The organism is Streptomyces sp. NPDC051064, assembly GCF_044455985.1.
GTDB lineage: Bacteria > Actinomycetota > Actinomycetes > Streptomycetales > Streptomycetaceae > Streptomyces.
Genome location: NZ_JBITFK010000007.1, coordinates 455,631 through 477,912 on the forward strand (window position 1 = coordinate 455,631; position 22,282 = coordinate 477,912).

Sequence of the window (22,282 nt, forward strand, 5' to 3'; positions counted from 1 at the left end):
ACCATCCCCTCACAGGGGCGCCCGTGGCAGAGGGCTCCCCACCCCTCTATGGTTACTGGCCATGTGGCCAGGACAGCAGCCGCCCGGGGGCGAGCAGAACCCGCAGGACCAGAATCAGAACCCGTACCAGCAGCCGGGGTACCAACAGCCGAATCCCTATCAGCAGCCGGGATATCAACAGCAGGGTCAGCCGGGCTATCCGCAGCCCAACCCGTACCAGCAGCCCACGGTTCCGCAGTACGCCGTACCGGGCGGGCCGGGCGGGCCCCAGCCGGACGACAAGAAGAAGACGACGATCGTCGCCGTGGTCGCGGCCACCGCGGTCGTCGTCGCGGCGGTCGTCACCGGTGTCGTCGTGATGAACAAGGACGACGACAAGGGCGGCTCGGACGTGGCCGACGGCAAGGCGTCCTCGTCGCCGTCCGCGAAGGCGTCCGAGTCCGCGTCGTCCTCCCCCGCGGCCAACCCGCGGGGCGGCGAGGACGCGGCGCCCACGGTTCCGGGCTGGAAGGTCGTGACCAACCCAAAGTGGGGCACGCAGTTCGACGTGCCCGGCGACTGGGAGGTCTCGGGCACCGGTGTGATCTCGGGCTTCGAGGACGTGAAGAACCCCACGGGTCCTCCGGCGGTCGGCTTCTCCGCGCCCGCGCACTACAAGACCAAGTGGTGCACCGACGACCCGGACAAGGACGGCACCAAGGACGACACCAGCCTGGCCGGTGTCGGCACCAAGGGCGGGCAGGGCGCCAAGAACACGGACGAGGCGGCCACGAACGAGGCCGGCAACTGGGTCTGGGCCGCCTATGCGCAGGAGGACCCGAAGGACAAGGTGAAGATCGGCAAGCCCAAGCCGTACACGACCAAGTCGGGCCTCTCGGGCAGCGTCGTCACGGCCACCGCCACGGGGCTGGCCAACAAGAACAAGTGCGACACCGACGGCAAGTCGATCGCGTTCACCTTCAAGAACGCCAAGGACGAGTACTCGTCCTGGATCCTCTACGCGAACGCGGGAATCGACGACGAACTCCCGGACGCCACCATCCAGAAGATCCTCAGTACGGTGCGCCTGGCGGAAGGCGCGGAGACCGCGTCCTGAGCCTCCGGCGCACACCGCCGGGACGATCCATTTGGCGGGAGAGGGGCGGGCCAGGGATAGTCCCTTGGTGACTTCCGCCGCCCCCTCGCCGTCCCCCGCCCTCCGCTCCCTGCCGGAAGGCCGCAATTTCGGTCTGCTGACCGCCGCCGCGATCATCACGAGCCTGGGCACCAACGGCGCTCTGATCGCGGCGGCGTTCGCGGTTCTGGAGTCGGGCGGCGACGGCGGCGACGTCGGCCTGGTCGCAGCCGCGCGTACGGCGCCGCTGGTGCTCTTCCTGCTGATCGGCGGCGCGGTGGCGGACCGGCTGCCGCGTCACCGGGTGATGGTGGCCGCCAACACGCTCAACTGCGTCTCGCAGGCGGTTTTCGCCTGGCTGGTGCTGACCGGCAGCGCCGAGCTCTGGCACATGATGCTGCTGACGGCGCTCTGCGGCACCGGGCAGGCCTTCTTCGGCCCGGCGGCCGAGGGCATGCTGATGTCCAGCGTCAGCGGTGAACAGGCGGCCCGCGCCTTCGCCTTCTTCCGGATGTCGATGCACGGCGCCGCCATCGGCGGCGCGGCACTCGGCGGGGCCATGATCGCGGCCATGGACCCGGGCTGGGTACTGGCGGTCGACGCCGCCGCGTTCGCCGTCGCCGGTGTCCTCCGGGCCTTCCTGGACGTGAGCCACATCCCCGCGCGCGCACCTGGCGGCGGGCTGCTCGCCGATCTCCGGGACGGCTGGCAGGAGGTCGTCGGGCGTCCCTGGCTCTGGGCCGTCGTGCTGCAGTTCTCCGTGGTCGTGGCCGTCGTCGGGGCCGCCGAGGCGGTGTACGGACCGCTCGTGGCGCGGGACGAGCTGGGAGGTGCCCGCCCCTGGGGGTTCGCTCTCGCGGCGTTCGGGGTCGGCACGCTGGGCGGGGCGCTGCTGATGATGCGGTGGAAACCCAGGCGGCTGCTGCTGGCCGGGACGCTTTGCGTGTTCCCGCTGGCCCTGCCGTCCGCGGGGCTCGCGATCCCGCTGCCGGTGGCAGGCCTCTGCGCGGTGATGTTCGTGACCGGGGTCGCCATCGAGGTGTTCGGGGTCTCCTGGATGACGGCTCTTCACCAGGAGATCCCGGAGGAGAAACTCTCCCGGGTCGCGGCGTACGACTGGTTCGGCTCGGTGGCGATGGTGCCGCTGGCCACGGCCGCGGCCGGCCCGGTCGAGACGCTCGTCGGGCGCAGCCAGGCACTCTGGGGCTGCGCCGCTCTGATCGTGCTGGTGACGGCGGGTGTGCTGTTCGTCCCGGATGTCAGGAATCTGACGCGCCGCACCTCGGTGAAGCAGGTCAGCGTCCCGGAGCGGTCCCGGGAGTCAGCCGATGCTGAAGGCGCCGTCCGGGGGCTCGGGTGAGGCCACGGCCTCGCTGTCCCGCACCGGCTTCGCGCCGCGCATGAACCGGGTGAGGGCCGCACCGTACTCGACCCGGGCGGGGAACGCGTCGGCGGCGCACAGCCGGGTGAGCGGAGCGACGTCGATCGGGGCGCGGGAGGCGAGCAGCACGGCGTTCCCGAAGCGCCGGCCGCGCAGGACAGCCGGTTCGGCGATGAGGGCGAGCTCGTCGAAGACCTCTGCGAAGTTGGCCAGTTGCGACCGCAGGAAGGTGAAGGGAGCGCTGTCGGCCAGGTTGGCCGCGTAGACGCCGTCCTTCCGCAGGACGCGTCCGGCGGCCCGCGCGTACTCCACGGAGGTGAGGTGCGCGGGCACCCGCGCCCCGCCGAAGACATCGGCGATCAACAGGTCGGCGGAGTCCTCCGGCGCCTCTTCCAGCCAGCCCCGGGCATCGGTGCCGTGCACGGTGACGCCGACGCCCCGGGGCAGCGGCAGATGCTCGCGGACCAGGTCGACGAGCCCCCGGTCCGCCTCGGCCACGTCCTGCCGCGAGCCGGGGCGGGTGGCCGCGACGTACCGCGGCAGCGTGAGCGCGCCGCCGCCGAGATGCACGGCGTCCAGCGGCGTTCCCGGTGCGCCCGCCCGGTCCACGACATGGCCGAGCCGGCGTACGTACTCGAATTCGAGGTGCTCCGGCGCGTCGAGATCGACGTAGGACTGCGGGGCCCCGTCGACCGTGAGCAGCCAGGCCCGGTCCCGGTCGACGTCGGGCAGCAGCCTGGCGGTGCCGCAGTCGGTGTCGCGGATGACGGGTATCGGCTCGTTCACGCCTCCATTGTGACGGGCGCCGAGCCTCGGTGGTGACGGGCGCTCGACCTCACTCCCCCGCAGGGTCAGCCGTTCCACACCGCGGCGACCGCTTCGGTGTGGGCGGCGGACTGGGCGAGGCCGGCCCTGGCGGCCGCGGCTCGGCGTGCGGGGTCGAGGGAGTCGCGGCCGATGGCCTTCCGGGTACCGGCGTCCGGGGTGATGACCTCGACGCGGGCGCCCGCGGCCTCCAGTTCGGCGGCCTGTGCGCGGGGCGAGGCGATCACCTTGTTGCCACTCGCGGTGGGGGCGATCACGACGACGCGTCCGTAACCGGAAGCGAGGTGGGCGTTGGCCGGGGAGTGCACACCCCCGTCGATCCAGCGCCCGCCGCCGGCGCTGACCACGGGCCAGACCGCTGGGACCGCGCAGCTCGCGGTGACGGCGTCGGTGAGCGCGACCGCGCCCGTCCGGTCGAAGGTGTGCAGAGCGCCCGTCAGCGCGTCCACGGCGGTGATCAGCAGGTGCCGTTCGGGCCATTCGGGCGACGGCAGCCTGCTCGCGATCGACTCGCGCCGTTCGTCCGCGGTCGCCGCGAGGCGGCTGTCCTGGGCCAGGGCGCCCAGTCTGCGTCCGTACTCGTCGGGTGTGCGGGAGGAGAGCACGGCTCTCGCATACCGCAGGATGGTGACGGGGCCGAGCCGGCCCGCCGCTCCCTTCTCGTTCTCCGGGGAGGCCAACTGCCGCTCGTAGAGGTCGTCGATGCCGGCGAGACCGAAAGCGAGCTGCGCCCCGACGATGGCACCCGCCGAGCTTCCGACGATCAGATCGGCGGTGGAGAGGTCGACGCCCGCCTTGGCGAGGCCGTGCAGGATGCCGGTTTCCCAGGCGGTGCCGGTGACGCCTCCGGCACCCAGTACGAGAGCTGTGTCTGCCATGGCACCCAGTCTGATGCACGGCGCGCGGCCCGCCTCCCCGGGGTGGGGAGACGGGCGCGCCCGGGCCGTCAGAGCAGACCGGTGACCGTGCCGGCGCCGACCGTGCGGCCGCCCTCGCGGATCGCGAAGCCGAGGCCGGACTCCAGCGGGACGTCACGGCCGAGCTCGACGGTCATGGTGACCGTGTCGCCGGGCCGCGCCACCGCCGCCTCGCCGAGGTCGACGTCACCGACGACGTCCGCCGTACGGATGTAGAACTGCGGCCGGTATCCCGTGGCGACCGGGGTGGTCCGGCCCCCTTCCCGAGCCGAGAGGACGTACACCTGCGCGGTGAAACGCCTGCTCGGCGTCACGCTGCCGGGCGCCGCGACCACGTGGCCGCGGCGGACACGGTCGCGCTCGACGCCGCGCAGCAGCAGGGCGACGTTGTCGCCGGCCTCGGCGGACTCCATCGGCTTCCCGAAGGTCTCCAGGCCGGTGACGACCGTCTCGACGTCCGCGCCGAGCACCGACACCCGGTCCCCGACGCGCACCGTCCCGCGCTCCACGGCTCCGGTGACGACGGTGCCGCGGCCGGTGATGGTGAGCACGTTCTCCACCGACAGGAGGAACGGCGCGTCGGTGTAGCGCACCGGCATCGGTACGTACGTGTCGACCGCGTCCAGCAGCCCCTCGATGGACGCCGTCCAGCGTGGGTCCCCCTGGAGCGCGCCGAGCCCCGACACCCGTACGACGGGCACGGTGTCCCCGCCGTAACCGTGCGCGGAGAGCAGCTCACGGACCTCCAGCTCGACCAGGTCGGTGAGCTCGGGGTCTCCGGCGTCGGCCTTGTTGAGGGCGACGACGATGTGGTCGACGCCGACCTGACGGGCCAGCAGGACGTGCTCCGCGGTCTGCGGCATGATGCCGTCGAGCGCGGAGACGACGAGGATCGCCCCGTCGAGCTGCGCCGCTCCGGTGACCATGTTCTTGATGTAGTCGGCGTGTCCGGGCATGTCGACGTGCGCGTAGTGCCGGGTGTCCGTCTCGTACTCGACGTGCGCGATGTTGATGGTGATGCCGCGCTGGGCCTCCTCCGGGGCCCGGTCGATCCGGTCGAACGGCACGAAGGTGCCGGTGCCGCGGTCGCTGAGGACCTTGGTGATGGCGGCGGTCAGGGTGGTCTTGCCGTGGTCGACGTGGCCCATGGTGCCGATGTTGAGGTGCGGCTTGGTGCGCACGTATGCCGTCTTGGGCATGGCTCGTTCCTTGGATTTCGAAGCTGAGAAGAGAAGACCCCAGGGCCCCGCCGACCCTCCCCTTGCGGGGTCCGCCGGACTGTCGGGGGAGGGTCAGCTTCGGGCGCCGCCGAAGGGCGCTGCGGCAGCGGCGAACGCTGCGTCAGTTGCTGCTGCGACTGCTGCGGTGCTTGCGGCCGCGAGGCTCACGGCAGCCTTCGGCGCGTCCGCGACCGCGGACTGCGCTGCGAGGAAGGCGTACCGGAACATGCCCTGATCATGGCGGAGCGTCGCGTCGGCGTCGAATGCTTTTCGCGCGGGCCGGCAGGGCCGATGAGCCGGACGGCGTGATGAGTGACTCGTCGCCCGCGCACGGACATTACGGCGATCACACACCTGTTTCGGTTACGCTCCCCAGATGTTCGACCCCGTCCCCGCAACACGGCCCTCCGGTGGCCTCGCAGTGCGCTGTACGAGGGCGCTGCTGTCCCCCTGGGCCCGGTTCTCCCTGCTCGTGGCGGTCCTGCTGGCCGCTGCCTCCACCATGCTGCTGTTCGAACCACAGCGGCTGCTGGCCTCCGGCTGGCCACCTCAACTCACGGGTTCCGCCGCTGCGATGCTGTTCGGGCTCGCGTACGGCGTGTGCACCGTGGCCTTCGTGCCGCGTCCGCTGCTCAACCTGGCCGCCGGTGCGCTCTTCGGTGCCCAGGCCGGTCTCGCGGCGGCTCTGGCCGGAACCGTCCTCGGTGCCGGCGTCTCCTTCCTGCTCGGCAGGGTGCTGGGGCAGGACGCGCTCCGGACTCTGTTGCGCGGCAAGTACCTCAAGGCGGCGGACGGTCTGCTGAGCCGGCACGGGTTCAGGTCGATGCTGGCGCTGCGGCTCTTCCCCGGGGTGCCGTTCGCCGCGGCCAACTACTGCGCGGCGACCTCCCGCATGGGCTACCCGCCGTTCCTGCTGGCCACCGGGCTCGGCTCGATCCCGAACACGGCCGCGTACGTCATCGCGGGCAGCTCGGCCTCCTCCCCCACGTCGCCGGTGTTCCTGGCCGCGATGGGCTTCATCGTGCTGTCCGGGGCGGGCGCGGCGCTCGTGGCCTGGCGCAGGCGGCACAAGCTGGGCGGCACGGACGGTGCGCCGTCGCCCGCGGCGAGGGACGCGGCGTAGCCAGGGGCAGGCGGGAGTCTGTTCACCTGTAGGCGATACGCTGCGCGCAACCGACAGAGGATGTCCGGGGCCGTGGCGTCCCGTCCCCTTTTCTGACCGCATCCGCACGCCGCCGACGACCTTCGCGTCCGTCGGCCGTTGCATGAGTACCTCCGGGATGGCCTAAGCCCCATGAGCTGGTTCGAATCATTCGTCCTGGGCCTCGTTCAGGGACTGACCGAGTTCCTGCCGATCTCCTCCAGCGCGCATCTGCGGCTGACCGCGGCCTTCGCGGGCTGGCACGACCCGGGAGCCGCGTTCACCGCGATCACGCAGATCGGCACGGAGGCCGCGGTCCTCATCTACTTCCGCAAGGACATCGCCCGGATCATCTCGGCCTGGTTCCGGTCTCTGACCAATTCCTCGATGCGCGGCGACCATGATGCCCAGATGGGCTGGCTGGTCATCATCGGATCGATTCCCATCGGTGTGCTCGGGGTGACCTTCAAGGACCAGATCGAGGGCCCGTTCCGTGATCTGCGTCTGATCGCGACGACGCTGATCGTCATGGGCATCGTCCTCGGCATCGCGGACCGGCTCGCGGCCCGCGACGAGGACGGCGGCAAGCACCGGGCCATCAAGGAGCGCAAGTCCCTGAAGGAACTGGGTGTCAGGGACGGTCTGATCTTCGGCGTCTGCCAGGCGATGGCCCTGATCCCGGGTGTCTCCCGCTCGGGTGCGACGATCAGCGGTGGCCTGCTCATGGGGTACACCCGCGAGGCTGCGGCCCGCTACTCCTTCCTGCTGGCGATTCCGGCGGTGCTGGCCTCGGGCGCGTTCGAGCTGAAGGACGCGGGCGAAGGGCACGTCTCCTGGGGGCCGACGATCTTCGCGACGATCATCGCGTTCGCCGTCGGTTATGCCGTAATTGCCTGGTTCATGAAGTTCATTACGACGAAGAGCTTCATGCCGTTCGTCATCTACCGCGTGATCCTGGGCATCGTGCTGTTCATCCTGGTCGGTGCGGGTGTGCTGAGCCCGCACGCGGGCGAGTCCGCAGGCTGACAGGAACTCTCGCGGGTCCTGGAGGGGTGGGGAGCGGCGACCTGTCGGCCGCAATGCCGGTGGGGGCGCCGCAGCAGCGCGCCGGGGATGGGTCATTTCGCCGATGACGTGGGCGCGCCGGAGCGGGAGGTTGGGCGTGGTCACGGCCGTCGGCCTCGCGCGGCAGCCGTGCGCCGGCCGCGTTCCCTCCCACACCACGGAGAACCCCATGCCTCTCCCCCGTACCGCCGGTGGCGCACCGCTGGCCCTCGCGATCGCCTCGGTCACCATGTCCACCGCGGCAGCCGCCCCGGAGGCCGCCGAGGTGAACTACGTGGCCCTCGGCGACTCGTACGCCTCCGGTACCGGCGCCGGCAGTTACTCCGACATCGCGTGCACCCGGAGCCGTAACGCCTACCCCGCTCTCTGGGCCGATGCCATCGACCCGGCCTCGTTCGTGTTCGCCGCCTGCGGTGGAGCGAAGATCCCCGACGTGCTCAGCGACCAGGTGGACGAGCTGGACGAGGACACCACCCTGGTCAGCCTGAGCATCGGGGGCAACGACTCCGGCTTCGCCTCGACCATGCTCAGCTGTCAGTACTCCACCCGGCCGGCCTGCGAGCGGGCCCTGGAGACGGCCGGGGAGTACGTCGTGAACGAGCTGCCGGGCGAGCTGGACAGCCTCTACGCGACCATCCGTGCCCGGGCGCCCCACTCCCAGGTCGTCGTCATCGGTTACCCGCACCTCTACAAGGAGGGCGGCCTCTGCCTCGGCGGGCTCAGCTCCGCCGAGCGCACGGCCGTCAACCAGGGTTCGGATCTCCTCAACGAGACGATCGCGGGCCGTGCGGCGGCGGCCGGGTTCGCGTTCGCGGACGGCCGGCCCGCCTTCGCCGGGCACGAGATCTGCACGAGCGACGCCTGGATCAGCAGCTCGAACGTCCACCCGACGGCCGAGGGCCACGAGTCCGCGTATCTGCCGGCCTTCAGCGCCGCCGTGTCGGGGAACTGATCTCAGTACACGTCGCGCACATACCGTTTGTCGGCGGCGAGCTGCTTGACGTACGCGGCGGCGGCGTCCTCCTGGAGTCCGCCGTGGGCCATGGCGATGTCCCGCAGCGCCCGGTCCACGTCCTTCGCCATCCGGGAGGCGTCGCCGCAGACGTAGAAGTGGGCGCCGTCCTGGAGCCAGGACCAGAGCTGGGCGCCGTGCTCCCGCATCCGGTCCTGTACGTAGATCTTGGCCCGCTGGTCGCGGGAGAAGGCGGTGTCCAGCCGGGTGAGGGTGGAGTCGCGGCGCAGGGAGTCGAGTTCGTCGCGGTAGTAGAAGTCGGTCGCCTTGCGCTGCTCGCCGAAGAACAGCCAGTTCGGGGCGCGGTGGCCGCGGGCGCGCCGTTCGTCGAGGAACCCGACGAACGGGGCGACCCCGGTGCCGGGACCGACCATCACCATGGGGGTGGCCGGATCGGCCGGGGGACGGAAGTGCGGGGCGCGCTGGACGAACACGGGAACGGGGCTGCCCGGTTCCGCGTCGGCGAGGAAGGTGGAGGCCACGCCCTTGCGGACGGCGCCGTGCCGGTTCTCGTAGCGGACGACGGAGACGGTGAGGCTCACGAGACCGGGGTCGGTGAGCGGGCTGGAGGATATGGAGTAGAGCCTCGGCCGGAGGCGGGTGAGGGCCGAGGTCCACTCGGCCGCGGAGGCGCGGGCGGAGTGCTCGGCGATGACGTCGACGGCCTGCCGGCCCCAGGTCCACTGGGCGAGTTCGCCCTTGTTGTCCGGGCGCAGGAGCTTCTTGAGGGTGCGGTCGTGGGTGCGTTCGGCGACCAGGCGCAGCAGGCCGGGGGTGATCCGGGCGATGTCCAGATGACGGTGGAGAGCCTCGCCCAGGGATACGGACCCGACGCCTGGCACGTCGACGGTGTCCGTGGGGTCCAGGCCGGTGACGGCAAGCCATTCCGCCACCAGCTCCGGGCAGTTGCGCGCCTCCACGCCGAGTGCGTCGCCCGCCTCGTACGTGAGAGGTACGGGGCTGTCCTGCGTGTCGAAGGTGAACCGGCGCACTTCCTTGGTGGCGCCGGGAAGGCTGAGCAGCTGGTTGCCCACGAGCCGCCCGGTCGCCGTCCTGGTGGAACGGGCCGGCGCCGGAGGGGCGTCGGGAGCGGTGGGCCCGGCGGGGACGGGCGGGGCGTCCAGGGCGGCGAACACCTCGTCGAGCCACCGTCCGGCCGGCTCCTCGTAGTCCGGTTCGCAGTCCGTACGGGGGACGAGCCGCACGGCGCCCAGCTCACCGAACCGCTCGTCGAGCCGCCTGCCGTGCCCGCAGAAGTCGTCGTACGAGGAGTCCCCGAGGGCGAGTACGGCATAGCGGACCCCGTCCAGCCGGGGCGTGTCGGGCGCGTTGAGCGACTCCCAGAATCCGGAGCCGTTGTCCGGCGCGTCCCCGTCGCCGAACGTGCTGGTGACGACCAGCAGATCGGCTGTGCGCGGCAGGCTGTCCAGGGGGCTGTCATCCATCCCGAGGAGGGTCGCCGCCCTTCCTTCGGCGGTCAGCCGCCGGGCCGCGGCCGCGGCGACCTCCTCGGCGTTGCCGGTCTGCGAGGCCCACAGGACCACGACCTGCCGGCCCGGTACGGCGCCGGACCCCTGGGCCGCCCCGACGGGCTCGGGGGCGCGGGAGCCGTCGCCTGGCGCGCGCGAGAACATGCCGGCCAGCACGCCGTTGACCCACAGGGCATGGTCAGGTTCGAAGGGCGCGTGCACCGGCAGCACGGGGGTGCCCGCCGGCTGTGTGCCGAGTCCCGCGAGGAATCCGGACAGATAACGCCGCTCGTGCTCGGCCAGTACCGGCGGGGCCGTGTCCGCGGTCCCGAACACCCCGGCGAGGGCGGCGACGGGTCCGTCCACGGCAGCCGGGACAGGGACGACGGAGGCCGGCGCGGTGGCCGGCACCACTGCGGCGACCTTCACCAGCGTCACCGCGCAGACCTTGAACTCGGGCTGGAAGGAGACCGGGTCGACGGCGTCGTTGGTGACGGCGTTGACGCTGAGGTACTCGCCGAAGAGATCGTTCCAGTGGAACGGCGCGAAGCAGTCCCCGGGCCGCACCCGGTCGGTCACGACGGCCGGCAGCACGGCCCGGCCGCGCCGCGAGGCGACTTCGACCGGGTCACCCTCCGTGATCGAGAGGGCCGCCGCGTCCCGCGGGTTGATCTCCACGAAGGGGCCGGGGTTCAGCCTGTTGAGCTTGGCGACCTTCCCGGTCTTCGTGAGGGTGTGCCACTGGTGCTGGAGGCGGCCGGTGTTGAGCACGAAGGGGAAGTCGTCGTCGGGCATCTCGGCCGGCGGCATGTGCGGGCGGGCGAAGAACACCGCCCGCCCGCTCGGGGTGGGGAACACGAGCCGTGGCACGCTCCCATCGGCGCGTACGGCCCGGTTCTGGCTGACTCCGTCGTTGAGGTAGCGGACCGGGTTGCGCGCGGAGCCGTCCGGGGTGGCGCTGGGCCACTGGACGGGGGTGCGGCGCAGCCGCTCGTAGGTGACTCCACGCAGGTCGTAGCCGGTCTTCGGGTTGTGGGCCCGCTTGATCTCCTCGAAGATCTCCTCGGCGCTGCTGTAGCCGAAGGCCTCCTCGTACCCCATCTCACAGGCGATCCGCGCGATGATCCGCCAGTCCGGCCAGGCCTCCCCCGGCGGATCGGTGGCCTGTCCGGCGAGCGTGAGGTTCCGTTCCGAGTTGATCATGACGCCCTCGGCCTCGCCCCACAGCGCGGCGGGCAGGGCGACATCGGCGTACGCGTTGGTCTCGGTGTCGGCGAACACGTCCTGGGTGACCACGAACTCCGCGGACTCGAGCCCTTCGATGACCGTTCGGCGGTTGGCCACGGATGCCACCGGGTTGGTGCAGATGATCCAGCAGGCCTTGATCGCGCCGTCCGACATGCGCCGGAACATGTCGACGGTCCCGACGCCCGCCGCGTCCGTACGCAGGGTTCCGGGGGCGACGCCCCACAGCTCCTCGGTGAAGGCGCGGTCCTCGTCGGACTGCAGGCCACGCTGCCCGGGCAGGCCGGGGCCCATGTAGCCCATCTCGCGGCCGCCCATGGCGTTGGGCTGGCCGGTGAGCGAGAAGGGGCCGCTGCCGGGACGGCAGACGGCTCCGGTGGCCAGATGCAGATTGATCAGGGCGTTGGTGTTCCAGGTGCCGTGGGTGCTCTGGTTGAGGCCCATGGTCCAGCAGCTCATCCACTCACCCGCCTCGCCGATCCAGCGGGCGGCCAGCCGGATGTCCGCCTCGGGGATGCCGGTGATCTCCGCGACGGCGGCGGGCGTGTAGTCCTGGAGGAAGCCGGGCATCGCCTCCCAGCCCTCGGTGTGCTCGGCGATGAACTCCGGGTCGGTGTGGCCGTTCTCCACGAGGAGGTGCATGAGGCCGTTGAGCAGGGCGAGGTCCGTGCCCGGGCGTATCTGCAGGAACAGGTCGGCCTTGGCGGCGGTGGCGTTGCGCCGGGGGTCGACGACGATGAGTTTCGCGCCGGCCTTCACCCGTTCCATGAGGCGGAGGAAGAGAATGGGGTGGCAGTCGGCCATGTTGGAGCCGATGACGAGGAACGTGTCGGCGTGGTCGAAGTCCTCGTACGACCCGGGCGGGCCGTCGGCGCCCAGCGAGAGTTTGTAGCCGCTGCCCGCACTGGCCATGCAGAGCCGGGAGTTGGACTCGATCCAGCTCGTGCGGACGAAGCCCTTGGCCAGTTTGTTGGCGAGGTACTGCGCCTCCAGCGTCATCTGCCCGGAGACGTAGAGGGCGAGCGCGTCGGGTCCGTGCTCGTCGACGACCGCGCGCAGCCGTCGCGCGGTCTCCTTGACGGCTGCTTCCATGGGCAGCGGCGCGGGCTCCTCGCTGCGGTCGGCCCGGACCAGGGCCGTCGTCAGCCTGCCGGGTGCGGCCAGCATCTCCGCGCTCGTCGCCCCCTTGGTGCAGAGCCGCCCGCCGTTCGTGGGGTGCGCCTTGTCTCCCGTGGCCTTGAGGACGGTACGCCGGCCGTCGGGGCCCGTACCGATGTCCAGGACCATCCCGCACCCGACACCGCAGTACGAGCAGACCGTCCGCACCTGGGCGGGGGTGTCCGGCTGCGGATTCGGCACGGTCATGGACGGCCTTTCATGGGGACGCTGATGTCGCGACCGTACGAAACGTCCGTTTCCCGGGTGTCACGCCGGACGATCAGGCGTGGTTACGTCCGCTGCACAGTGGTCCGCGTACGCCGGTGAGGGCCCGCCGGGCCTCCGGCGCTCAGCCGGGTCATAATCACGATTCAGGGCTGTCCCGCCCCGGCCCGGAAGCTCTCCGACCCCGTGGAGGCTTGCATGACCGCCGACGACCTTCCCGTGATCGCCGCCGTGGACGGCTCCGCCCACAGCTGGGAGGCGCTCGACTGGGCCGCCGCCGAGGCGGTGCGCACCGGTCTGCCGCTGCTGATCGTGCATGTCAGGCCGCCCACCCGGCGTGCGGAGGAGGAGAGAGGGCTGCGTGAGGCCGAGGAACTGCTGGCGCAGGCCGTGCTGCGGACCTCCCGGCTCGCCCCCGAGCTGCCCACCTCGACGCTGGCGCCGCTGGACTTTCCCTCGGCGGCGCTGACCTCGCTCAGCCGTGACGCCTCGCTGGTGGTCGTCGGCTCGCGTGGTCTCGGCGGATTCCGCTCGCTGATGATCGGATCCAACAGCCTGGCCACCGCCTCGATGGCGCACTGTCCGGTCGTCGTCGCCCACGCCGGCAGGACGGACGAGGGCGAGGTGGAGCCGTCGGACGCCTTCCCGGACGTGGTCGCGGGGGTCGCCGCCGACGAGAGCAGCGGGGCGGTCCTGGATTTCGCCTACGCGGCCGCCTCCTCCAGGCCGGGTGCACGGCTGCGGCTGGTGCACGGGTGGACGATGTTCTCCTCGATGCTGTCCGGCGGCCCGGTGTTCGACAGCGACGCGGCGGCGGACTCGGCCGAGCGGGCGCTCGCCGAACTCACGGCGGGCCGGCACGAGAGGTACCCACAGGTGGAGGTCGTGCGCGAACCGGTCCGGGGCTCGGCGTCCCGCACCCTGGTCACGGCATCGGCCACCGCCGCGCTGACCGTGGTCGGGCGGCGCAGGGGCGGCGAGGCCCTCGGGCTGGGCCTCTCCCCCGTCGCGCAGACGACGGTGACGCACGCCCTCGGCCCGGTGGCCGTCGTCCCCGTCTGACACCTCCCCCCGGTCCGGCCCTGAGGACCGGCACGGCCCCTTGGCGTGCGGCGCGCGACGGCGGAGACTTGGGCGATGACACAGCGCGTGGCTCTCGCGACGGTGATGGACCGGCTCTCCATCGATGCAGTGATCACCGATTACGCCGTGGCGTCGGGCGACGGCGCTTGGGAGGACTACGGCGCCCTGTTCACGCCGGACGGACGCGCCGACTACCGCGGTGCGGGCGGTGCCGAGGGGCCGGCCTCCGAGGCCGCGGGGTGGCTGGCGGAGAGTCTTCGGCCGTACCCGGCCCGCCAGCACCTGATCGTCAACAGGCTTCTCGATCTCCAGGATCTGGGCGGCTACCCCGGCGACCGGGCGCAGGTGCGGGCCGACTACCTCAGCCCGACGGGCCCGGTGGCCTGGGACGGAGAGACGTCTCCGGCCCTGGTCACCGGCGGCGGGTACGTCTTCGAGCTGGTGCGTACGGAACCGGGCTGGCGGATCCGGACCGTCACGGCGCACCGGAAGTGGCGGTACGCGCCGGGGGCGGCAGCCGGCTGATCCGCGGCCGGCGGGGGCGCCCGTCCGGTGGCCGCGGCACGCCCCCTGTGCGCTGCTGATCTTCTGCACCACACTGGGATCAGGCGCACGACCGGCGAGGAGGGCATGTATGCCGATGCTGCGCGGGCGGCTCCGCGACGGGTCGGCCGGTGACGAAGGTGCACGGCCGTACGAACGGCTGCTTCGGTCCAGGACCGGGCGCGGCGCCGTGGCCCTGTGCGCGGGCGCCCTGCCCGCCCTGGCGTTTCCCGCACCATCGCTCTGGTGGCTCGCCTACGTCGCCCTGGTGCCCTGGCTGCTGCTGATCCGCTCGGCGGGCACGGAACGCCGTGCGGCGGTCGACGGCTGGCTCGGCGGTACGGGCTTCATGCTCGCCGCGCACCACTGGCTGATGCCGAGCCTCCATGTCTTCATCCTGCTGCTCGCCGCCCTGCTGGGACTGCTCTGGGCCCCTTGGGGCGTGCTCGTGGCCCGGCTCCTCGGGGGCTCCCCGTCCGTCCGGCGTTCGGTGGCCGCGGTGGCCGTGGTGCCCTCCGGATGGCTCGTGATCGAACTGGTCCGCTCCTGGGAGGGGCTCGGCGGCCCCTGGGGCCTGCTGGGCGCCAGCCAGTGGGACGTACCGCCGGCGCTGAGCGTCGCCTCGGTGGGAGGTGTGTGGCTGGTGAGTCTGGGGCTCGTGGCCGTGAACACGGTGGTCGTGCTGTTGCTGGCCGTCCCGGCGGCCCGTACGGCCGGGGCCGCGTGTCTGGTGGCGGGGGCGCTGGGCGTGGGCGCGACAGCGCTCTGGGCGCCGCGTCCCGAGGAGACCGGGACGGCCCGGATCGCCGTCGTGCAGCCGGGTGTCGTCGAGGGTCCCGGCAGCATCGAACGCCGCTTCGCGCGTGGCGAGGAACTGACCCGGGGCCTCGCGGACCGGGACGTGGACCTGGTGGTGTGGGGCGAGAGCAGCGTGGCCGTCGATCTGTCCAGGAGCAAGGCGACGGCGGACCGTGTCGCCGCACTGTCCCGTCTGGTCGGGGCCGATGTACTGGTCAACATGGACGCCCGGCGCACGGACGGCCCCGACCGCGCCGGAATCTTCAAGTCCGCGGTGCTGGTGGGTCCGGACGGCCCGACCGGGGACCACTACGACAAGATGCGCCTGGTGCCGTTCGGTGAGTACGTCCCGGCCCGCGCGCTCCTCGGCTGGGCGACCTCGGTCGGCAAGGCCGCGGGTGAGGACCGGCTGCGGGGAGTCGAGCCCGTGGTGATGGAGCTGCCGGACGGGCTGCGGATGGGTCCCCTGGTGTGCTTCGAGTCGGCGTTCCCCGACATGAGCCGGCAGCTGACGAAGGCCGGCGCCCAGCTGATCGTCGCCCAGTCCTCCACCTCGACGTTCCAGCAGAGCTGGGCGCCCGAACAGCACGCCTCGCTGGGGGCGCTTCGGGCGGCGGAGACGGGCCGCCCGATGGTGCACGCCACGCTGACGGGCGTGAGCGCGGCGTACGGCCCTCGCGGCGAGCGGGTGGGGGCACCGCTGGGTACGGACGCGAGCGGGGCCGCCGTCTACGACGTACCGCTCGCCCGGGGCACCACCCTCTACGTCCGGCTGGGGGCCTGGCCGGTGTACGGCGCGCTGGCGGTGCTGGCCGTCTTCCTCGGAGCGGCGGGGCTGCGGTCCCTCAGGACGCCTGCTCCGAAGCGTCCAGGACCACCCGCTCGCACAGCCGGTGGGTCTCCAGGGCGTCCCGGGCGCTGAGCACCTCGCCGGACCGCACCGCGTCCAGGAAGGACAGCACGCTCTGTTCGATTCCGCGCTGGCGGGCGACCGGTACCCAGTCCCCGCGCCGCCGCAGGGTCGGCTGCCCCTTGTGGTCCACGACGTCGGCGAGGTTGAGGACCTGCCGCTTGGTGTCCTGCCCCGAGACCTCCAGGATCTCCTCCGTCGATCCGTTGAGCCGGTTCATCATGCCGATGGCCGTGAATCCGTCGCCGGACAGCTGGAGCACCACATGGTGCATGAGCCCTTCGGCGATCCGCGCCCGCACGACGACGTTCGACACGGGGCCGGGGACCAGGAAGCGCAGGGTGTCGACGACATGGATGAAGTCGTCCAGCACCATGGTGCGCGGGTCCTCGGGCAGGCCCACCCGGTTCTTCTGCAGGAGGATCAGCTCCCGCGGGTGCTCGGCGCACTGCGCGTACGAGGGGGCGAGCCTGCGGTTGAACCCGACCGCGAGAGAGACACGGCGCTCCTCGGCGAGGGACACCAGCCGCTCGGACTCCGCGAGTTCGTAGGAGAGGGGTTTGTCGACGTAGGTGGGGACGCCCGCTTCGAGCAGCCGTCCCACGATCTCCGCGTGGGCGGCGGTCGGCGCGTGCACGAAGGCGGCGTCCAGCCCTCGGTCGAGCAGCGAGCCGAGGTCCTCGTGGCACTGCCCCTCGGGAATCCGGTGGGCCCCGGCGACAGCCGCCAGCGTGGCCGGGGTGCGGGTCTGCAGATGCAGTTCGACGCCGGGCAGAGTCGTCAGTACCGGCAGATACGCCTTCTGCGCGATGTCGCCGAGCCCGATGCAGCCGACCTTCACGAGGTTCTCCCTGTCGCCTTGACCAGGGCCCTGTCACGGTCGCGTCGTCTGTCCTTCCCTGGTCCCGGCAGCATACGTGCGCTGTGGCGGCTGCCAGTCACAGATCCCGTCGAACGTGCGCAGGACGAGACCCGGGCCCAGACGGGAGACGGCGGACATCAGCCCGTTCCGCAGGGCGACGGCCGGCGCACTGGACAGCCCTGTCATCCGGGAGACCTGCGCCGCCTTGCGGACCATGGCGGTCGTACGGGGATGCCTGGCCGCGCTGTAGGCGGCCACACCCGCTTCCAGGTCACCGTCCGGTGTGACGTGGTGGGCGAGCACGACGGCGTCCTCGATGGCCTGGTTACCGCCCTGGCCGGGGAAGGGCACCATGGCGTGCGCCGAGTCGCCGACGAGGACGGTGCGGCCCCGGTGGAAGGACGGCAGCGGATCGGCCAGCTGGTACACGTCGTGGCGCAGGACCTGATCGGGCTCGACGGCGTCGATGATCGCGGGGATCGGGTCGTGCCAGTCGCCGTACCTGCGCAGCAGCTCGGCCTTCTCGTCGTCGGCGGCCCGAGCTCCCGCGGGGACGGCTGCCGCGGCGTAGGCGTAGATCCCGCCGTCCTTCAGGGGATGGCTGCCCCAGAGCGCGCCGCGGCCCCAGGTCTCGTGCGAGCTGAAGGTGCGGCCCAGCCCGGGGGCGAGGACGCGCCAGGTGGTGAAGCCGCTGTACGAGGGGCCGGGGTGGCTCGGGAACAGCTCGGTGCGCACGGCCGAGCCGATGCCGTCGGCACCGACCACCAGTTCGGCCTCGATGTGACCGGCGGCCGTCCTGACGAGGGCCGGGCTTCCGCCCGCGCGGCCCGGATCCACGAGTCGCGCCGGTGTCCCGGTGCGCACGGCGCCCTCAGGGAGCCGTGCGCGCAGCAGGTCGACGAGCGCCGAGCGGTGCAGCAGGACGAGCGGCCCGCCGAACCGTTCCGCCGCGGCGGCGCTGTCCGTACGGGCGAGCCAGCGTCCGGACGGTGTGCGCATGCCGCCGTCCCCCTGCCAGGCCGCGAGGGACCTGACCTCGTCACCGAGTCCGATGACGTCGAGAGCGCGCTGGGAGTTGGGAGCGAGGCTGATGCCCGCGCCGACGGGTTCCAGTGAGGCGGCACGCTCGAGCACGGTGACCTGCCACCCGCTCCGGTGCAGCGCCGCCGCGGCGGTGAGTCCGCCGATTCCGCTGCCGATGACCACCGCACGGGACGTCGCCATGACTGACTCCTCCTTGGAACTACATCTGTAGTAGGTGAGCTCCACCGTACTACAGGTGTAGTGGAGGCGGTAGATTGGTTCCATGCCCACACGCTCCACGCCCCCGGCGGGCGCCGCCGCCGACGCCCGGCCGTCCGCGCCCTCCCGCGCCGAACTGATCGCCGACACCGCTCTCACCCTTCTCGCCGAACGCGGGATGAGAGGCCTCACCCATCGGGCGGTGGACGAGCGGGCCGGGCTCCCCCAGGGGTCGACGTCCAACCACGCCCGCACCCGGCAGGCCCTGCTGGAAGCCGCCGCCCGCCGCCTCGCCGAGCTGGAGGCGCGGGTGCTCGCGCCGGGGGAGCTGCTCACGAGCAGCGATCCGGCCGGGGCCGCCGCCGGGCTGGCACACGCGCTGCACCGCTATCTGACCGGCTCCACCGACCTCCTGGTCTGCCGCTACGAACTGGCCCTGGAGGCCACCCGGCGCCCCGGCCTCCGGGCGTTCTACGACGACGCGGGCCGGCGGTTCCGCGAACCGCTGGTGGCTCTGATGACCGCGGCGGGATCGTCCGAACCGGAGCGCCACGCGCTGTCCGTCGTGGCCTGGGCGGAAGGGATGATGTTCGCGTGCGCCGTGGGCTCCTACCACCGGGCCGTGCCGGCCGAGGAGGAGCTGCGCAGGGGCTGCGCCGAACTGCTGCGGGGGATGCTCGGCACCGGGGCCGCCGGTTGAGCGACGGCGCCGCCGACCATCACTGCGCGAGGATGCCCCGCATGACGACAGAGGAACGGTCCGTGCCGGCGCTCGACGCAGCCGGGCGAGAAGATGCTGGAGGGGTTGTGAGCCGCTGCCGGTTGGGTGTGCAGGAGTGAGTTGTCGTGCCTGGGAGAGGAGTACGCCCGGCACAACGCCCACGCCGGCCTCCTGCGGGAACGGATCGACGGCGCGACCGGCGCCTGACCGGCCCGGGGCGGAGCCCCCGGCGGAGAGCCGGCCCGGGTCACTCCCCCGCCGCGCTCCCTCGCATGCGCTGCTCCATCCGCCCGATGGCGGCGCGGATCCCTCCGCCGTATCCGTCGTCCTCCAGCACGCCCACGGCGTCCCAGGCACGGTCCAGATGGACCCGGGCGGACTCGAAGCGCTGGAGCTTCAGATAGTCCGCCGCCAGACTGAGATGCAGGGACGGGACGAGGGCCCGCACGGCGGTCACCTCCCGGCGCTCGCCGCCCGGCTCCGGGCCCGTGCCGGGGTCCGCGTGCGGGACCGCGCCCGGGTCCGTTACCGCCGCCCCGGTCAGGCCTTCCGCGGCTGTCAGCGCCCGGAGGTCCCAGGCGAGCTCGTCGCCGGGATCGTCCTGGGTGTCGGCCATGTAGTGGGCAAGCGTGCAGCGGTGCAGGGCGGCACCGCGCTCACCGATCTCCGACCAGATGATCCCGAACCGGTTGCGGGCCTCCTCCCTGTCCCCCGCGTGGAGCAGCATGATCGCCTGGCCGATCCTGGTCATGACGGCGTCCCCCGGCACTTCCCGCTGCTCCACTACAGAGGTCTCCCCTGATCACCGCCCGGCCTGTTCCGGTGGCTCTGACGCTAGCGGCAGCCACGGGCAATCACGCTCAAGCGCGGGCCCCGGCGGTCGGCCGGGTCGTCCCGAGGCCCAGGTCCGGGATCCGCCAGTCGACGGGCTCGTGGCCCTGCGCGGCCACGGCGTCGTTGATCTGCGTGAAGGGGCGGGAGCCGAACCACTTCTTGGCGGAGAGCGGCGAGGGATGCGCGCCCTTGACCACCACATGACGGTCCTGGTCGATCAGCGGGACCTTCTTCTGGGCGTAGTTGCCCCACAGGACGAAGACGGCCGGGTCCGGCCGCTCGGCCACGGCGCGGATCACCGCGTCGGTGACCTTCTCCCAGCCCTTGGCCTTGTGCGAATTCGCCTCGCCGCCGCGGACCGTCAGCACCGCGTTGAGCAGCAGGACGCCCTGCTCGGCCCACGGCATCAGATACCCGTTGTCCGGGACCGGCAGGCCGAGCTCGTCGTTCATCTCCTTGTAGATGTTGCGCAGCGAGGGGGGCGTCTTCACGCCCGGCCGGACCGAGAAGCAGAGGCCGTGCCCCTGCCCCTCGCCGTGGTAGGGGTCCTGGCCGAGGATGAGCACCTTCACCCGGTCGTACGGCGTGGCCTCCAGCGCGGCGAAGACCTGTTCGCGCGGCGGATACACCGGCCCCCTGGCCCGCTCCTCCTCGACAAAGTCCATGAGCTCCTTGAAGTAGGGCTTCTGCAGCTCTTCGCCGAGGACGCCGCGCCAGGACTCGGGCAGCAGGTCGGTGTCGGTCACGTCCACAACCTCCGGTAAGCAATCGGTTCTTGACCACAGAACCTACCGGGGCCCACTGACAACCGGCCCGCCGAGGCGCCGTCGCCCTCCTACCAGCTGGCCTTGCGGTACAGCTCCCACATCTGCATGACCGTCTGCGGGTCGAGCGCGCGCTCGCCTCCGCCGATGTCCTCACCCGCGGCCACGTAGAGCTTGCCCTGCCACAGGGGCAGCAGCCGCACATCCTTCACGAGGATCTCCTGGGCCCGCTTGAACTGGTCGGAGACCGCACCGCGGTCGCTCTCCTTGCGGGAGGAGGGCAACAGGTCCTGGGTGATCTCGTTCGTCAGATACGGGGTTCCGGTGACGCTGTCCTCGCCGACGAAGGGAGCCACGAAGTTGTCCGGGTCCGGGAAGTCGGGGAACCAGCCACGGCCGAAGACCGGGTAGTCACCCTTGGTGAAGCCTTCCTGGAAGGACTTCCACGGCGCGCTCTTCAGCGTGATCCGGAACAGGCCGGTCGCCTCCAGCTGGCGCTTCAGCTCGGCGAACTCGGGAGCGGTGGAGGAACCGTAGCGGTCCGTGGTGTACCAGAAGGTCATCTCGACCGGCTCGGTGATACCCGCCTGGGAGAGTATCGCCCTGGCCTTGGCGACGTCCGGGTCGCCGAAGGAGTCGAAGAAGCTGGTGGTGTGACCGGCGATGCCCTTCGGAACCATGGAGTAGAGCGGTTCCGCGGTGCCCCGGTAGACCTTGGCGACGAGGGCGTCCCGGTCCACGATCTGGGCGATGGCCCTCCGGACGGGGAGCTTCCCCGCCGCCGGGTCCTTGGGGTTGAAGACGAGGAAGCGGATGTCGGCGCCGACCGACTCCACGATCTGCAGGCCGTCGTTGTCCTTCTTGTTGTCCTCGAGACCGATGACCTCCTCGGCGGTGAGGCCGCGGTAGGTGGCGTCGATCTCCTTGTTCTTCAGCGCCTTCACCATGGGGGTGGAGTCGGTGAAGTAGCGGATCGTGACCGCGTCGTTCTTCCGGTCGGCGAACCCCTTGTAACTGGGGTTCTTGGTCAGCTCGGCCTTCTTGCCCGGCTCGTACGCATCCATGACGTACGGCCCCGAACCCGTGACCTTGCCGTCGTCGCGGATACTGTCCTCGGGGTAGTCACCGGGGGCGACGATCGACATGGCGGGTGTGGCCAGGATGAACGGGAAGGTCGCGTCCGCCCTGCTGAGGTGGAAGATGACCGTGTCGTCCCCCTTGGTCTCGACCCGGTCGAGGGACCCGAGGAGGCCGGCCGGGCCACCCTTGACCTTGATCTTCGTGATCCGGTCGATGGAGTACTTCACGGCCTCGGCGTCGATCTTCTCGCCGTTGGAGAACTTCAGGTCCGAACGCAGGGTGCACCGGTAGGCCATGCTCGTGGCGTCGGTGAACCGGCACTCCTTCGCCGCGTCCGGCTCGGGGCTGGTGCTGCCGGTCGGGAAGCTCACCAGCGTCTGGAAGACGTTCCTCATCAGCTCCCAGGAGCCGTCCCACGCCGCCGCGGGATCAAGGGTCGAGGGCGAGCTCGTCGTTCCGACCGATATCTGCTGGTCCGTTTCCGAACTGCTGTCGGACAGCAGACCACAGCCGGCCAGCACAGATAGGGAAGCAAGGGCTGCAGCGGCCTGCAGACTGGCCCGGTAGAACACGTGCACGCTCCTCGATCGGCCTTGGGGTCGGCAGACCATACCGCAGCGCCCCACCGGAACAATCCGCTGGCCCGGCGGGGCACTTGAGTCAATCAGGGCCA

The 22,282-nt window shown here is 71.6% G+C and carries 18 protein-coding genes; 9 read left to right on the forward strand and 9 right to left on the reverse strand.

Features of this window, described 5'->3' with window-relative positions; genetic code table 11:
• Window positions 1-61 precede the first annotated feature (61 nt).
• Both ACIBCU_RS26590 and ACIBCU_RS26595 read left to right on the forward strand, forming a co-directional pair.
• Window positions 62-1,096, forward strand: coding sequence for a hypothetical protein (locus ACIBCU_RS26590; RefSeq protein WP_362928694.1), 1,035 nt, complete (start codon window positions 62-64; stop codon window positions 1,094-1,096).
• Between the two features lie 67 nt (window positions 1,097-1,163).
• Complete coding sequence (locus tag ACIBCU_RS26595) at window positions 1,164-2,474, forward strand: MFS transporter (protein ID WP_362928696.1); 1,311 nt, start codon at window positions 1,164-1,166, stop codon at window positions 2,472-2,474.
• Here the strand turns inward: ACIBCU_RS26595 and ACIBCU_RS26600 are convergent.
• The 3 genes from ACIBCU_RS26600 to tuf form a co-directional block, all read right to left on the reverse strand.
• Complete coding sequence (locus tag ACIBCU_RS26600) at window positions 2,436-3,281, reverse strand: fused MFS/spermidine synthase (RefSeq protein ID WP_362928698.1); 846 nt, start codon at window positions 3,279-3,281, stop codon at window positions 2,436-2,438. The genes ACIBCU_RS26595 and ACIBCU_RS26600 overlap by 39 nt on opposite strands.
• A gap of 65 nt (window positions 3,282-3,346) precedes the next feature.
• Entirely contained in the window at window positions 3,347-4,198 is an 852-nt protein-coding gene (locus ACIBCU_RS26605) for a patatin-like phospholipase family protein (RefSeq protein ID WP_362928700.1), read from the reverse strand.
• Between the two features lie 68 nt (window positions 4,199-4,266).
• Window positions 4,267-5,436, reverse strand: coding sequence for an elongation factor Tu (tuf, locus tag ACIBCU_RS26610; RefSeq protein WP_399234490.1), 1,170 nt, complete (start codon window positions 5,434-5,436; stop codon window positions 4,267-4,269).
• Window positions 5,437-5,833: 397 nt separating this feature from the next.
• Here tuf and ACIBCU_RS26615 point away from each other — a divergent pair, with 397 nt between their 5' ends.
• The 3 genes from ACIBCU_RS26615 (at window position 5,834) to ACIBCU_RS26625 (ending at window position 8,615) form a co-directional block, all read left to right on the forward strand.
• Window positions 5,834-6,580 carry a TVP38/TMEM64 family protein gene (locus ACIBCU_RS26615; protein ID WP_399234492.1) on the forward strand — a complete coding sequence of 249 codons (747 nt, stop codon included), beginning with the start codon at window positions 5,834-5,836 and terminating at the stop codon, window positions 6,578-6,580.
• A gap of 171 nt (window positions 6,581-6,751) precedes the next feature.
• Entirely contained in the window at window positions 6,752-7,624 is an 873-nt protein-coding gene (locus tag ACIBCU_RS26620) for an undecaprenyl-diphosphate phosphatase (protein ID WP_362928706.1), read from the forward strand.
• 208 nt (window positions 7,625-7,832) lie between these two features.
• Window positions 7,833-8,615 (forward strand): SGNH/GDSL hydrolase family protein, encoded by a 783-nt coding sequence (locus ACIBCU_RS26625; RefSeq protein WP_399234495.1) that lies wholly within the window; start codon window positions 7,833-7,835, stop codon window positions 8,613-8,615.
• Window positions 8,616-8,617: 2 nt separating this feature from the next.
• Here the strand turns inward: ACIBCU_RS26625 and ACIBCU_RS26630 are convergent, their stop codons facing one another.
• Window positions 8,618-12,754, reverse strand: a complete 4,137-nt coding sequence (locus tag ACIBCU_RS26630) for a molybdopterin-dependent oxidoreductase (RefSeq protein WP_399234497.1) — start codon at window positions 12,752-12,754, stop codon at window positions 8,618-8,620.
• Window positions 12,755-12,970: 216 nt separating this feature from the next.
• Between ACIBCU_RS26630 and ACIBCU_RS26635 the strand changes: the two genes are divergently transcribed.
• From ACIBCU_RS26635 to lnt, 3 genes are all read left to right on the forward strand, one after another.
• Window positions 12,971-13,834 carry a universal stress protein gene (locus ACIBCU_RS26635; RefSeq protein ID WP_362928712.1) on the forward strand — a complete coding sequence of 288 codons (864 nt, stop codon included), beginning with the start codon at window positions 12,971-12,973 and terminating at the stop codon, window positions 13,832-13,834.
• Between the two features lie 75 nt (window positions 13,835-13,909).
• Window positions 13,910-14,380 carry a nuclear transport factor 2 family protein gene (locus tag ACIBCU_RS26640; RefSeq protein WP_362928714.1) on the forward strand — a complete coding sequence of 157 codons (471 nt, stop codon included), beginning with the start codon at window positions 13,910-13,912 and terminating at the stop codon, window positions 14,378-14,380.
• 109 nt (window positions 14,381-14,489) lie between these two features.
• Window positions 14,490-16,118, forward strand: coding sequence for an apolipoprotein N-acyltransferase (gene lnt / locus ACIBCU_RS26645; protein ID WP_399234500.1), 1,629 nt, complete (start codon window positions 14,490-14,492; stop codon window positions 16,116-16,118).
• Here the strand turns inward: lnt and ACIBCU_RS26650 are convergent.
• Together ACIBCU_RS26650 and ACIBCU_RS26655 are read right to left on the reverse strand one after the other, a co-directional pair.
• The gene (locus tag ACIBCU_RS26650) at window positions 16,042-16,947 is read right to left on the reverse strand and encodes a Gfo/Idh/MocA family oxidoreductase (RefSeq protein ID WP_362928718.1); all 906 of its coding nucleotides are present in this window, start codon (window positions 16,945-16,947) and stop codon (window positions 16,042-16,044) included. The genes lnt and ACIBCU_RS26650 overlap by 77 nt on opposite strands.
• A gap of 33 nt (window positions 16,948-16,980) precedes the next feature.
• Window positions 16,981-18,192: an FAD-dependent monooxygenase gene (locus ACIBCU_RS26655; protein ID WP_399234577.1), complete on the reverse strand. Its 1,212-nt coding sequence runs from the start codon at window positions 18,190-18,192 to the stop codon at window positions 16,981-16,983.
• An 82-nt stretch (window positions 18,193-18,274) separates the two neighbouring features.
• Between ACIBCU_RS26655 and ACIBCU_RS26660 the strand changes: the two genes are divergently transcribed.
• Entirely contained in the window at window positions 18,275-18,910 is a 636-nt protein-coding gene (locus ACIBCU_RS26660) for a TetR/AcrR family transcriptional regulator (RefSeq protein ID WP_399234502.1), read from the forward strand.
• Window positions 18,911-19,178: 268 nt separating this feature from the next.
• Here ACIBCU_RS26660 and ACIBCU_RS26665 read toward each other — a convergent pair whose 3' ends face one another.
• From ACIBCU_RS26665 to ACIBCU_RS26675, 3 genes are all read right to left on the reverse strand, one after another.
• Window positions 19,179-19,715 (reverse strand): hypothetical protein, encoded by a 537-nt coding sequence (locus ACIBCU_RS26665; RefSeq protein ID WP_399234504.1) that lies wholly within the window; start codon window positions 19,713-19,715, stop codon window positions 19,179-19,181.
• A gap of 76 nt (window positions 19,716-19,791) precedes the next feature.
• Window positions 19,792-20,511, reverse strand: coding sequence for a uracil-DNA glycosylase (locus ACIBCU_RS26670; RefSeq protein WP_362928724.1), 720 nt, complete (start codon window positions 20,509-20,511; stop codon window positions 19,792-19,794).
• Between the two features lie 89 nt (window positions 20,512-20,600).
• Window positions 20,601-22,181 (reverse strand): ABC transporter substrate-binding protein, encoded by a 1,581-nt coding sequence (locus ACIBCU_RS26675; RefSeq protein WP_399234579.1) that lies wholly within the window; start codon window positions 22,179-22,181, stop codon window positions 20,601-20,603.
• Window positions 22,182-22,282 lie beyond the last annotated feature (101 nt).

Bases quoted from the DNA above. Each gene is read 5' to 3' on its own strand.
- ACIBCU_RS26590 (WP_362928694.1), top strand. From the start codon at position 62: ATGTGGCCAGGACAGCAGCCGCCCGGGGGCGAGCAGAACCCGCAGGAC.
- ACIBCU_RS26605 (WP_362928700.1), bottom strand. From the start codon at position 4,198: ATGGCAGACACAGCTCTCGTACTGGGTGCCGGAGGCGTCACCGGCACC.
- tuf (WP_399234490.1), bottom strand. From the start codon at position 5,436: ATGCCCAAGACGGCATACGTGCGCACCAAGCCGCACCTCAACATCGGC.
- ACIBCU_RS26615 (WP_399234492.1), top strand. From the start codon at position 5,834: ATGTTCGACCCCGTCCCCGCAACACGGCCCTCCGGTGGCCTCGCAGTG.
- ACIBCU_RS26620 (WP_362928706.1), top strand. From the start codon at position 6,752: ATGAGCTGGTTCGAATCATTCGTCCTGGGCCTCGTTCAGGGACTGACC.
- ACIBCU_RS26625 (WP_399234495.1), top strand. From the start codon at position 7,833: ATGCCTCTCCCCCGTACCGCCGGTGGCGCACCGCTGGCCCTCGCGATC.
- ACIBCU_RS26630 (WP_399234497.1), bottom strand. From the start codon at position 12,754: ATGACCGTGCCGAATCCGCAGCCGGACACCCCCGCCCAGGTGCGGACG.
- ACIBCU_RS26635 (WP_362928712.1), top strand. From the start codon at position 12,971: ATGACCGCCGACGACCTTCCCGTGATCGCCGCCGTGGACGGCTCCGCC.
- ACIBCU_RS26640 (WP_362928714.1), top strand. From the start codon at position 13,910: ATGACACAGCGCGTGGCTCTCGCGACGGTGATGGACCGGCTCTCCATC.
- lnt (WP_399234500.1), top strand. From the start codon at position 14,490: ATGCCGATGCTGCGCGGGCGGCTCCGCGACGGGTCGGCCGGTGACGAA.
- ACIBCU_RS26655 (WP_399234577.1), bottom strand. From the start codon at position 18,192: ATGGCGACGTCCCGTGCGGTGGTCATCGGCAGCGGAATCGGCGGACTC.
- ACIBCU_RS26660 (WP_399234502.1), top strand. From the start codon at position 18,275: ATGCCCACACGCTCCACGCCCCCGGCGGGCGCCGCCGCCGACGCCCGG.